This window comes from Muricoccus nepalensis (assembly GCF_006438825.1).
Classification (GTDB): Bacteria; Pseudomonadota; Alphaproteobacteria; order Acetobacterales; family Acetobacteraceae; genus Roseomonas; species Roseomonas nepalensis.
This window is the reverse complement of the sequence record NZ_RCZP01000078.1, coordinates 1-11,245: the sequence shown is the minus strand read 5'-3', so window position 1 is coordinate 11,245 and position 11,245 is coordinate 1. Positions and strand designations below refer to the sequence as shown.

Annotated in this window: 12 protein-coding genes and 1 pseudogene; 9 read left to right on the top strand and 4 right to left on the bottom strand. The window is 69.3% G+C overall.

Annotated elements, in window-relative coordinates:
• Positions 1 to 236, bottom strand: a pseudogene (locus tag EAH89_RS29750) (IS481 family transposase); the annotation flags it as partial.
• Positions 237 to 1,700: 1,464 nt separating this feature from the next.
• Between EAH89_RS29750 and EAH89_RS29740 the strand changes: the two are divergent.
• Positions 1,701 to 2,693: a hypothetical protein gene (locus EAH89_RS29740; RefSeq protein WP_140887618.1), complete on the top strand. Its 993-nt coding sequence runs from the start codon at positions 1,701 to 1,703 to the stop codon at positions 2,691 to 2,693.
• A gap of 501 nt (positions 2,694 to 3,194) precedes the next feature.
• Here the strand turns inward: EAH89_RS29740 and EAH89_RS29735 are convergent.
• Positions 3,195 to 4,441 (bottom strand): IS3 family transposase gene (locus EAH89_RS29735; RefSeq protein WP_241667269.1). Its coding sequence is split into 2 segments (ribosomal slippage): positions 3,195 to 4,087 and positions 4,087 to 4,441, totalling 1,248 coding nucleotides; the frame shifts between segments, so codons are not numbered across the junction.
• Positions 4,442 to 4,553: 112 nt separating this feature from the next.
• Between EAH89_RS29735 and EAH89_RS29730 the strand changes: the two genes are divergently transcribed.
• On the top strand, positions 4,554 to 4,838 hold the full coding sequence (locus EAH89_RS29730) for a transposase (RefSeq protein ID WP_140887613.1): 285 nt from the start codon (positions 4,554 to 4,556) through the stop codon (positions 4,836 to 4,838).
• 12 nt (positions 4,839 to 4,850) lie between these two features.
• Positions 4,851 to 4,997: a hypothetical protein gene (locus tag EAH89_RS31655; protein ID WP_161993847.1), complete on the top strand. Its 147-nt coding sequence runs from the start codon at positions 4,851 to 4,853 to the stop codon at positions 4,995 to 4,997.
• Between the two features lie 212 nt (positions 4,998 to 5,209).
• Here the strand turns inward: EAH89_RS31655 and EAH89_RS29725 are convergent, their stop codons facing one another.
• Entirely contained in the window at positions 5,210 to 5,716 is a 507-nt protein-coding gene (locus EAH89_RS29725; RefSeq protein WP_140887610.1) for a site-specific integrase, read from the bottom strand.
• Positions 5,717 to 6,598: 882 nt separating this feature from the next.
• Here EAH89_RS29725 and EAH89_RS29720 point away from each other — a divergent pair.
• Genes EAH89_RS29720 through EAH89_RS29700 form a run of 5 tightly spaced genes read left to right on the top strand, consistent with a single transcriptional unit; the run spans position 6,599 to position 9,905 of the window.
• On the top strand, positions 6,599 to 6,865 hold the full coding sequence (locus EAH89_RS29720) for a FitA-like ribbon-helix-helix domain-containing protein (RefSeq protein WP_140887608.1): 267 nt from the start codon (positions 6,599 to 6,601) through the stop codon (positions 6,863 to 6,865).
• On the top strand, positions 6,862 to 7,284 hold the full coding sequence (locus EAH89_RS29715) for a PIN domain-containing protein (protein ID WP_140887606.1): 423 nt from the start codon (positions 6,862 to 6,864) through the stop codon (positions 7,282 to 7,284). Before EAH89_RS29720 ends, EAH89_RS29715 begins: the two co-directional genes overlap by 4 nt.
• On the top strand, positions 7,281 to 8,312 hold the full coding sequence (locus tag EAH89_RS29710) for a tyrosine-type recombinase/integrase (protein ID WP_140887603.1): 1,032 nt from the start codon (positions 7,281 to 7,283) through the stop codon (positions 8,310 to 8,312). Before EAH89_RS29715 ends, EAH89_RS29710 begins: the two co-directional genes overlap by 4 nt.
• Before the next feature lie 23 nt (positions 8,313 to 8,335).
• Positions 8,336 to 9,073 carry a hypothetical protein gene (locus tag EAH89_RS29705; protein WP_140887600.1) on the top strand — a complete coding sequence of 246 codons (738 nt, stop codon included), beginning with the start codon at positions 8,336 to 8,338 and terminating at the stop codon, positions 9,071 to 9,073.
• Complete coding sequence (locus EAH89_RS29700; protein WP_140887598.1) at positions 9,066 to 9,905, top strand: segregation and condensation protein A; 840 nt, start codon at positions 9,066 to 9,068, stop codon at positions 9,903 to 9,905. The genes EAH89_RS29705 and EAH89_RS29700 overlap by 8 nt, the downstream gene beginning before the upstream one ends.
• Positions 9,906 to 9,941: 36 nt before the next feature.
• Here the strand turns inward: EAH89_RS29700 and EAH89_RS29695 are convergent, their stop codons facing one another.
• A complete protein-coding gene (locus EAH89_RS29695; RefSeq protein WP_161993846.1) occupies positions 9,942 to 10,811 on the bottom strand; it encodes a tripartite tricarboxylate transporter substrate-binding protein in 870 nt (289 codons plus the stop codon).
• A 231-nt stretch (positions 10,812 to 11,042) separates the two neighbouring features.
• Between EAH89_RS29695 and EAH89_RS29690 the strand changes: the two genes are divergently transcribed.
• Positions 11,043 to 11,245, top strand: a 203-nt coding sequence (locus tag EAH89_RS29690) for a transposase (RefSeq protein WP_140886428.1), incomplete at its 3' end; no start/stop codon positions are given.

Here is an 11,245-nt window from a genome sequence, read left to right as displayed (position 1 = left end):
GTGTGCCGGCGGAAGGCGACGACGACGGCCTCCTCCTCGACCGAGAGAACCGTGGACTTCGGCTCCTTCGGCCCAGTCGGCAGGTCGGTAACAGACCCACGCGCCTTCCACTTGGCGACCGTTTTCGGGTTCACTCCATAGCGCTTGGCCAGCCCTCTCAGGCTCTCTTGACTATGCTGTATCGCTCGACGGATTGCCTCCGTCGTTGTGGCGCTGCCATGGAGAACCTGGCCCATAGTGCGTCCTTCCGCTCAGGGGAGAAGACTGCACCATCAAACCCTGGGATCAAACATCTAGGTAGTGGATCTAAGAGGTACGGCCGCTGCACGAGCTCTCGACCGCCGGCGTCCCCTCTCGGCTTTTCCGCCTGCGGCGGAGCGGTGCGCCTTCATGTGAGAGCTGTCGAGGCTGAGCTCCTGCGGGACCTCACCGCAGGCGGCCACTTTCTCAAACAGACGATGCCAGAGACCTCGCTGGGACCAGCGGTTGAAGCGGTTGTAGATCGTGATGGGCCGGCCGTACTTGGGCGGCACATCGCGCTAGCGGCACCCCCGTCTTGAGCGCATGCGGGATGCCGCCGATCACTCACCGATCATCCACGCGGAGCTTACCGGGCCTGCCGAGCGGCAGGTGCGGATCGATGGCTGCTCATGCCTCATCCGAAAGCCAGTACAGGCGCGCCATTTCCGCCGTCCGATCAGCCGAACCCGATCCGGAGGTAAAAACGTCAGCAAACGCAATGGGTTGTTTGAGTTCTCTACCTGGGCCGTAATCCCTGTCCGCTTGTGCGGAGGAAGGTCACTCCACAGGAAGCCGAAGCGGTTGATGAGCCGCCATGAGGCTCTTACGGCGACGTGAGGAGGCGGTTTACCGGTTCATGCTCCGTCCTTTCCGGACTGCTGCGTAACAGCCAGGGGTATGATCCTGTTCGTGAGCTGATCCTATTGGAGACTGCAGCAATGGATGCGCTGCATGCGCCACGCCACAGCCGTAGATTAGGAGGAGGATGACCGCTGCCGCCGCTGCGGCATTCGGCGTGACCAGCGGACCGGCATTTCCGGCAACTGGCTGATCCATCGCCTACGCTTCTGTTCGCGCTGCTTGAGGCGGCTCTCGTACTAGGTAGAGCGCGAGGGCTCGGCCTGGAATTTGGATGAATTGGGCCCGGCCGTCCTGTAACTCTCCCCGTAGTGGGCACGGTGCGGCCTCTTCCATACTGCGACTTGTGCTCCTTTGATTCCCTCTCTGAGCCGGAACTAGCCTCCCAATCCGCGCCCTTTCCGTAGCCTTCGCTTCATTGGCAATCGGAACCGACACCTGGAGGGATATCCACAGCCCCGCGTCCTTAAAGAGTCTTTAGTAGTCTTTAATTCGTCAGTAGCCGCATTTATTTGGCGGATCAGGGTCTTCCACACGATTCGTGCTCCCAGCTCTACGGCCTGTGCTCCCTCTCTTCCCGCTGGTGCTCCCTGGCCTACCGTTCGTGCTCCCTCTCCTACGTTCCAAGGCCTTTCATCCACAAGACACGGGCCTTCCCGGCCGTTCAAGATACTTTCCCGGCTACTATTGGGCGGTCATGCTCTCTCTATTCCAGCTTCCAGATATCCCTGATGTCCGGCTTTAAGGGACCAGGAAGCCATTCGTGCTCCCTTGATTCCCGGTTGTTGGTGGGGACTCCGAGTACGGGGTACACGGGAACCATGCCCCGGAAAGCCCAGACCGCCGAAGAGAAGGAAATTGCCCGCCTCCAGCGGTTCGAGAAGACCCGTGCGAACCGGCGCGGCCGCCAGAATCCTGCTGTCCTGCCCGCCAAGCTGACCCGGACCTCGGCCTTCGCGCCGCGGAAGAAGGGGCTGGACTTGGACCGCACCACCCGGATCTATGCGGTGAAGCCGCATAGCGTGGTGGAGGTCCACGGCCGCGAGCTGGGTAGCCAGCACCGGGACGCCCTCTACGCGCTGTTCAGAGTCCGAGCAGCCCGATTCGAGTTGAGCAATCCGGAGTGGCGGGAGGGTGCGGACTTCCGGGTGCCCAAGAACATCGTCATTTACGAGACGTCGACGACGTGGAGGGCGCTGCTGCAAGCGACGGGCCGGACGGCGCACGTCAACAATCTCGCTACGCTGCTCCGGTCGCTTGAGGAGATGCGGTCCGTGTCCTTTCGGATCTATTCCGGGACGTACGAGCAGTACGAGGCCGGGATCGCGAAAGGACGGCTCCCTGGTGCGGGTTTCTCCGACACGCTGATTAGTGAGATCTCGTGGTCTGGCGTCGATCTCGATAGCCGATTGAGCATTCGCTACGGCAAGTGGGTGAGGGACATGTTCGAGAGCCGGACGCTCGTCTCTCTCGACGGTGACACATACTTCAAGCTCAAGAGCGACTACGCGAAGTCGATCTGGCCGTTCATCGACGGCAAGCCCAGCCACAGCTGGATCGATGACGTGGATATCGCGGCGCTATGTGGCGAGGACTACCTAAACGCTCCGATCAAGCGGCGGGTCAAGTTCAGGGGCGAGATCCGCCAAGCCTTCGATGACCTCGTCCGCGCCGGTGGTCTCGCTTCGTGGAGCTGCGACGCGATCGGCGTCGGGCGGGTGAAGACCTACAGGTACCGGTGGAACCACCAGCGCCTTCGCCAAGCCGAGCTTGATCTCCAGTCCGACGCCGGGGAGGCGCCCCAGGCGGAGTGACCGGCGGCTTCGTGCCCCCTCGATTCCCGCTCATGCTCCCTCATTTCCGGAGGTCAGCGGGCTGTGCAAATCGATTCAAATTCTCCGTTCAGGTGGAACGCCATTATGCCGAAGAGGAAGCTGGACGCCCGGCGTAGCGGGCACCGCACCGTGTCGAATGCCATGGAATGCCGCTCCCTTGCCGGCATGGGTACGCCTCCCTCTGAAGAAGGGAAGAGACGTTGATAGATGACTGTGGGGTGATCCAGGGTTTAGTGCTGGATGGAGCGCGGAAGGGGCGGATGCGGACGCCGGACGATGTAGCGGCGATGCTGGCGCTCAAGGCGCGGGGTTAGGGCGTCAAGCGGGTCGCGCGGGAGTTTGGCACTTGTTCCAAAACGCTGCGGCGGTATGTGCTGGAGAGAGCCTGGTCGGGATACTTCCGGGCGCGGCGGGCGCCGGCGCCGGAGGAGTTGTCGGGCTGGCTGCAGGAGCGGCTGGTACGGCATGGAGTTGCCCCCATCAAACCGGACACGGGGCTGATTGAGACTGGGCATGGATGAACTCACGGGGTGAGCGCATCCGCAAGCCTTTGTGGGGGTGACTCTCGTTGTAGTCCTCGATCCAGCTTGGGAGCTGCTGGAGGACGGTGGCGGCATCGGGTCTGGGGTTGATGCGGGCGTAATCGCGCTTGAGCGTTTTCACGAAGGCCTCGCTGACGCCCTTGCTCTCAGGGCTGCGGACGGGCGTGAAGCAGGCAACAAGGTTCAGCGCGACGGCGAAGTCGCGCGTGTCGCGGGCGGCGTAGGCCGAGCCGTTGTCGGCGAGCCACTGGACCGGGTGGGGTGCCCGGAGGGCCGCGAACCGCCGCTCGACGCAGGCGAGCATGAGGTCGCGGATCATCTCGCCGCTGATGCCGCCGGTGGTGGCGACCCAGGCCATGACCTCGCGGTCATGGGTGTCGATGGCAAACGCCAGGCGCACCACCTCGCCGTTCCAGCAGGGGATCTCCAGCCCATCCGAGGACCAGCGCAGGTTTGAAGCCGAGGCGATGACGCGGCCCTCATGGGCGCGGATCGGGCGCTGGGTGCCGTGGCGCTGCAGGAGCAGCTGACCTTGGGCCATGAGCCGGTAGACGCGTTTATGGTTGAGGGGCTCGGCCCCCGAGGCCGGGCGGGCGCGGTTCAGCAGGGCCGTGATGCGCCTGAAGCCATAGGTGGGCCGGGCGTCGGTGAGCTGGCGGATGGCGGCCACCAGCTCGTCGTCGCCCTGGCACCGATAGTGGCCCCTAGGCTTTGCGCTGCCGCGCACCTGCTCGACCAGGTTGGAGCGGGCCACGCCCAAGGTCTCGGCCACGACCTTCACCGGGAACCGCCCTGTGGCGGCGACGGCAACTGCCAGACGGGCTTTTTTCCCCGGGAGGCGGTCAGCGCCTCACGCAGGATCTCCACCTCCATGGTCTTGCGCCCCAGCAGGCGCTCGAGGTCGCGGATGCGGCCCTCCAGCTCGCGCAGCCGCCCCGCAGCGACCACGTCGTCATCGGCCTGGATCGCTGCCTTGCCGCCCTCGGCCATGCGCCTTCGTCCGCTACGCGGCCTCAGCCACCCAAACAGCAGGCTGGGCGAGACACCGTGCAGGCGGGCAACGGCCGAGACCGTCATCCCCAGCTGCATGGTTTCCTCAACCAGCCGGAGCTTCTGCTCGGCACTGTAGCGGCGTCGGCGCTCGCGCCCGGTGATGACTTCAACGCGCGTGGGGTCGTTCGGCATAGGCGTATGCCCAGGCGTAAGCCTAGGCCCTCGGGGCTACGCCCGGTGTCCGGTCGAAATGGGGGCCACTCCACGGCATGGCGGCAACGCTGACGTGGTTCGGCAGGAGTTGGTGGCCGAGCACGGGCTGATGGCCGGCTTGCGGACAGTGAAGCGGGCCTGCGCGCCGTACCGGCAGAAGCTTCTGGCCGCGGCGCTGGCGACGGTTCGCTTCGAGACGCCGCCCGGGTGGCAGCTGCAGATCGACTTTGACGAGCGGCGGGTGGCGATCGCGGGCGTGCCGGTGCGGGTGCACCTCTTCGTGGCCACCTTAGGCCACTCACGCCGGCTGCACGTGCGGGTCTTCCGAAGTGAAGCGCAGGGGAGTTGGTTTGCGGGAATTGAGGGAGCTTTCTAGGCTTTCGGTGGCGTGCCCGCTGAGATCCTGTTCGACAACGCCTGCGCCCTGGTGGGCCGGGACAATGCACCGACGCGCGAGGTGGTGTTCAACGCCCGCCTGCACGCCTGTGAGTCGTTTTCAGGACTATCGGCAACAGCGCTCGACGATCGAGACTAACGTAACGGCGCCGTCAAAGTGCGACGCCGCCGATGCCTCTCGTTCGCCAATTGGGCATCTGTGTCCCGCTGTGGTCGTGTTCATCTCTGCACTCAATGCGCGTCGTCGGGCTCGCCGTAAATGTCCTTCGTTGGGTGGTTTCGCCAGGGATCGGCGGGTTGGAGGTAGCCGAGAGCGACATCGGCCGAGTGGTGTCGGGTCTGGCGCATGACCTATGCGAGATCAACGCCGGCCTCACCGGCTGCCGTTGCCAGCCCTGCCCTGAGCGAGTGCCCCGAGAAGCGCTCCCAGCTCTCGAGCTCGGCCTCCTCGGCAGCCCCCTTAACCAGCAGCCACACCGCCTTATCCGGCAGCCCCTGGCCCGTGAGTCGCCCGGCTTTGCTCATGCCGACAAACAGCGGCCCCTCTCCGTCCGATGCGCCGCCCGTGCTCTCCGGTCCCTTTCGGCGGAAGACGAGGCGAGCCTCGAGGGCGGCGAGTGGGCACAAGCCCAGCTCACCTGGGTTGGCCCAGACGGCGAGCTCCTGGCCGGCGCCGCGCTGGTCCGTCATGCAGCGGCGCACAAGCACGCGCAGCCCACACCCGGGGACCACCTCGACTTCTCCGAGCGCGAGCCACGCGAGCTCGCTCCGGCGGAGGGCGGCGCCGAAGCCGACCAACAAGAGCGCGCGGTCGCGCGCCCCGAGCGGGGTGGCGGGGGAGGGGCGGCTGGCCGGCATCAGCCGGAGCACGTCGGGCCCGGCGGCCGTGGCCTTCCTGCGCGGACGGGTCCCTTGTCGCGGACGATGCCCTCGAGAACCATAACGACGCGCAGGTGGCGGAGGTCCAGCGCTACGCCGGCGAGCCGATGTGCGGCCTGGATTGCGGCAAGGTGGACGCGGAGGCTCGTGACGATGAGGCCGCGGTCGGCGCAGCCGACGGCGTACATGGCGAGCGTCTCGGGATCACCCGACAGCGGCTCGCGGCCGAGAGAGGCACACCAAGCCTCAAAGGCGCTCCAGGCCGAGCGGTAGGCGCGGTGGGTGCCCTCGCCGCGGGCGCGGGTGGCCTAGACGGCAGCGCCCGCCGAGAGCGCCCGCGGTTCGGCTGCCTGCTCGCCGGTTCCGGGCACTCGGAGGTCGCTGAGCAGAGAGGTGTGCAGCACTAGGGTCTCGCCGCGCCGGGCGCCTGGGGCGCCGCAGAGAGCGGCCGGGGCGGGGGAGGGGGCGCGCCACCGAGCATGTGGCAGGATGGCGCGCTATTCTGTCCGGAAAGCGGGATTAGCGGACGGAGTGGCGCGGGTGCCCCGCCCTGTCTCCGATCTGCGAGAGACAAGCGGGCCTATCTCTGGGAAAAACAACCTTTCCAGCGGTCCTTCCATCGCTATTGGGCACGATAACAATCCATTATCGTGCCCAAGGGGTGAGGAGGGGGCAGTTGCCACGGATATGTGTCGCCGGGCACAATGATCCCGTGGTCGGACGCTGCGCGCGGCCGGTGACTGTCGAAAGTGCGGCGCGCGGATCGGGCACCTGCACCAGGGTGAATGGACGCGAAGTCAATCAGTTGGCGCTCCTTGCTAGCAGATGATAGCGTAACGCCTGGGCGTGGGAGTGTGGTGCATGGCGAGCCTGTTGATCCGCAACGTCGACGAGGCGCTCCGTGACCAGCTCAAGGCCCGCGCCCGCCGGCACCGGCGCTCCCTCGAGGAGGAGGCGCGCGAGCTCCTCCGGGCGGCGATGGCGCGCGAGGCGTCGGGCGGCGAGACACTGCCGGCCATCGCCGAGCGGCTCTTCGGCGCCGAGCGGGGGATCGACCTCGACCTGCCGCGGCGCGAGCAGGAGCGCGAGCGGCCGCCGATCGGCTTCGGCGGCGACGCTGGACGGTGATCCTGCTCGACACCAACGTCGTCTCCGAGCTCATGCGGCCGCGGCCGGACGCCCGGGTGGCAGCCTTCCTCGCCGCCCGGCCGCTCGAGGAGCTCTTCCTGCCGAGCCTCGTCGTGGCCGAGATCCGCTACGGCCTGGCCCGCCTGCCCGACGGGCAGCGGCGCGACGGTTTGGAGGATCTCTTCGGGCGTCTTCTCCGCGAGGGCTTCGGCGACCGCGTGCTGCCCTTCGACGCGAGCGGCGCGACCGCCTACGCCCGGGCGCGCGCAGCCCGGGAGAGCGCCGGGCGGCCGATCGCCCTGGCCGACGCGCTGATCGCCGGCCTGGCACTCGCGCACGGCGCCGCTCTCGCCACGCGCAACGTCGCCGACTTCGAGCTCCTCGGCCTGACGCTGCTCAACCCCTGGGAAGACCCATGACCTCTGCGCCTGAGGGCAAACAGCCCAGCGTCCCCGCGTCAGTGGTGCGGCTGGCGGCGGGCGCGCTGCCGGTGGAGGCGCTGGCGGTGCTGGCCGGGCCGGTCGGCGAGGCGGTGGCCCGCGCGGCTGGCTACGCCGGTCGGGCGCTGTCGGAGAACACCCGGCGAGCCTACGCGTCGGATTGGCGCGCCTTCTGTTCCTGGTGCGAGGCGGGCGGGGTCGCGGCCCTGCCGGCCGCCCCCGTGGTGATCGCCGGCCACCTGGCGAGCCTGGCCGCGACGCTCGGCCGCAGCGGGCTGCGCCGGCGGCTGGCGGCGATTGCCCACCACCACCGCCAGGCCGGTCACCCCTGGGAGACGCGCCAGCCGGCGATCAGCGCGACGATGCGCGGCATCCTCGCCACCCACGGCAAGCCCGCGCGCCCGGCGGCCGCCCTCACCTCGGCCGAGGTCAAGCGCCTGCTGGCGAGCTGCGGCACCGACGTGGCCGGGGTGCGGGACCGCGCGCTGCTGCTGGTGGGGTTTGCCGGGGCGCTGCGTCGCTCCGAGCTGGTGGGGATCGACCGCGAGCACCTGCGGTTCACGAGCGAGGGCATGACGGTGCTGATCCCGCGCGCCAAGCGCGACCAGGAGGGGGAGGGGGCCTCGATTGGCATCCCCCGCGGGCTGAACCCGCTCTCCTGCCCGGTGCGGGCGGTGGAGGCCTGGCTCAAGCGAAGCCGCATCGAGTGGGGGCCGGTGTTCCGGCGCGTGAGTGCCGCGGGTGGGCTGGAGGACCGGCTGACGCCGCAGGGGGTGTGGCGGATCCTGCGGCGAAGGGCGGCGATGGCGAACCTGACTGTGGACGAGCGCGAGCGGCTCTCGCCGCACGGGCTGCGGGCGGGGTTTATCACGGAGGCCTACCTGAAGGGCGCGCTCGACGAGCAGGTGATGCACCACACGCGGCAGCGGAGCCTCGCGACCACCCAGGGCTACCGCCGGCGCGCCAAGATCACGCAGGACAGCCCGGCCCGGCTGCTCGACCTCTGAGCAGTGGGGCGACAGGCCACAAGGTGGCAGCGCAGGGCAGGGGAGGCGCCCTCACCCAGGAGGAGGCGCCTCCCGACTCACCGGACCCAACCTGGCGGCCGGAGCGCGCCCACACGGACTGGCTGTGCAACACGCTGGCGGTGAGCGGACCCAACGAGGAGGTGACGCGGTTCAGCGCCGCCGCGGCGGGCGCGGGCGTGATCCCGTGGCAGCTGGACCTCGCCGCGCTGGAGGAGGAGTTCCTGCTGCCGATGGTCGCACCCCCGGACGGCGTGCCGGCGATCAGCCTCGCGGGCGCCAAGCTCCTGGCCCGGCGACTGCGAGAGGCGGTGGCGGTGAACCACCAGCGGGCGTTGTCCCGCCTGGACACGGACCGGAGCTGCCCGCTCGACCTGCACCGGCTGCTGCCGGTGCCCGCGGCCATCCTCAGGCTCGGCCCCGAGGAGCCGGCGAGCCGGGACTGGCTGCTCGGCCACTGGGGCTTGACCCGTCCGCTCCGGCACGTGGAGGTGCTGCCCGGCAAGCTGGACGGGCGGCGCAAGAAGATGGCGGAGCTCCGGGTGGGCTTCTGGTCGGCGGACTGGTCGCCATGGCAGGCGGTGCTGCGGCTCCGACGGAAATGGCCGGCACTCGCCTTCGCGCTCACCCCCGACTACGCGCCGGGCGGGGCAGACGGGCAGGCGGCGCGGGTGGTCGGGGCAGGAGCCTCTGAGGGGGGTGGATCCTCCTCGGTGAGTCGCGGGCGGGTCCACCGTGGGTGAGGCGCTCGTCCGAGAGGAGGAGCCCGCCTGTGGGGAAGGGCGGGGCGAGCAGGCGGAGAGAGGCGACAGAGCCGACTCACCGAGCACCACCCCGCAGCTGCGGGTGGAGGGCTTTGAGGGTCCGCTCGACTTCCTGCTCGAGATGGTGCGCCGCCAGCGGGTGGACCTCGGCCCGCTCTCCATCCTGACCCTCACCGACCAGCTGGTGAGCGCCATCGAGAACAGCGCCGGCAGCGCGCGGCTGGAGCGGCGGGCGGACTGGCTGGTCATGGCCAGCCAGCTCCTGCTGCTCAAGGCGCAGCTGCTGGCGCCGGCCAGCCAGGAGGCGGCGGAGGAGGCGCAGGAGGAGGCCCGCCGCAGGCTCGAGCAGCTGGACGAACTCGCCCGTATGCGGGCCGGCGCCGAGTGGCTCGCCGCGCGGGCGCAGCTCGGGCGGGAGGTGTTCGCGCGGGGGCAGGTGGACCCGCCCGCCCCGCGGCCGCAGGCGGAGCTCTACGTGGCCTTCCTGGAAGCGACGCTCGCCCTGCTGGAGAGCCGGGAAGGGCAGGGGGCGGAGGCGCCCACCACCTACCGCCCCGCGCCGCCCGACCTCTGGCGCATCTCGGACGCCGTGCGCCGCATCACCGAGCTGCTCGGGCAGAGCCCGGCCGGCCTTCCACTTCAGCGCTGCCTGCCGACGATCCCGCCTGCCGCCCCCGACAGGCCGCTGCGTCTTCGAGCCGCCCTCGCCAGCACTCTTGTCGCCGGACTGGAACTGGCCCGAGATGGAAGGGTGCTGCTCCGGCAGGACGAGGCCTTTGACGCCGTTCTCATCGGGCCGGTACCAGCTTGAGCGGCCGGGTGACGGCGGCGAGGCAAGCCGACAGCCCTACTGGACCTCCACCTTCCCTGTCCGCGCGGTCTCGATCCAGAGCGCGAGGTCGCGCTCGAGGAACTCACCGAACTGCGCCGGGGTGAGATCGGGGACCTCGCCGCCGGCGTGCACGATCCGCTCGACGATCCGGGGCGTGCGAAGCGCCGCGCGGATGGCCTCGTACAGGGTGGCGATGACCGGGAGAGGCATGCCCGCGGGCCCGAGCACGCCGAACCAGGCCGCCGCCGTCTGAACCTGCGGGGCCGCCTCCGACAGGGACGGAAGGTCGGGCCGGGAGGGCAGTCGGCTTCGCGAGGTGACGGCGAGCGCCCGGACTTTTCCGTCGCTCAGCAACGGGCCGGCGACATCCAGGGGCGCGAACATCGCGTCGACATGCCCGGCGACGACATCCACGAGCGCCGGCGCCGTCCCGCGAAACGGCACCTCCGGCCCGGACAGGCCGAGCGCGGAGCGGAACAGGACCGTCTGCATGTGCAGAGAGCTGCCGACACCGCCGATGGCGAAGCTGTAACGGTCCGGCCGGGCGCGCGCCGCCGCGACGAAGCCGGCCAGGTCTCCCTCCCGCACGCTCGGGCCGACCACCAGCACGGCGGCGCTCAGCTGGGCGAGCAGCGCGACCGGGGTGAAGTCCTCGAGAGGCCGGTAGGGCACCTGGCGCATGATGGCGGCGTTCAGCGTGTGGCTCGTGAAGGCGACCAGCAGTGTCCCCCCGTCGGGGGCCGAGCGCGCCACGTACTGAGCCGCCACGTTCCCGCCGGCGCCCGCGCGGTTCTCCACCGCGATGGTGCGCCCGAGCTTCTCGCGCAGCACCTCCGAGACATCGCGGGCAAGGGTATCCGTCGTGCCGCCGGGCGAAGCACCCACCACAAGCGCGATCGTCGGCGGAAGGGCGGGTTGCTGCGCTGAGACAGCACGGGGCAGTCCGGTCGCGATGAGGACGGGCGCCGCCAGAGTACCTCCGACGAAAGTGCGGCGCTTCGTATGTTGCATGCCCTGTTTGTTCGTACTCGTCCGGCGAGGGCCGCCTTCTGTGAGGGATGATGACCTCTGACCTTAGTGACCGCTCGTGAGGGCGACGCAAAGGACGGGGGCGGGATGGAGATCATCACCGGGGTTGAGCGGCGTCGTCGCTGGCGTGCCGAGGACAAGCTGCGCGTGCTGGCCGAGGCGGCGCAGCCCGGGGCGCGGACGTCGGAGGTGGCCCGGCGGCACGACATCAGCCGCGGGCTGCTGTGGTACTGGCGGCGTCAGTTGCGGCAGGGGCAGCTCAGGGTGCATGACGCGCCTGAGCCGATGTT

Bases quoted from the DNA above. Each gene is read 5' to 3' on its own strand.
- EAH89_RS29740 (WP_140887618.1), top strand. From the start codon at position 1,701: ATGCCCCGGAAAGCCCAGACCGCCGAAGAGAAGGAAATTGCCCGCCTC.
- EAH89_RS29710 (WP_140887603.1), top strand. From the start codon at position 7,281: ATGACCTCTGCGCCTGAGGGCAAACAGCCCAGCGTCCCCGCGTCAGTG.
- EAH89_RS29720 (WP_140887608.1), top strand. From the start codon at position 6,599: ATGGCGAGCCTGTTGATCCGCAACGTCGACGAGGCGCTCCGTGACCAG.
- EAH89_RS29725 (WP_140887610.1), bottom strand. From the start codon at position 5,716: ATGCCGGCCAGCCGCCCCTCCCCCGCCACCCCGCTCGGGGCGCGCGAC.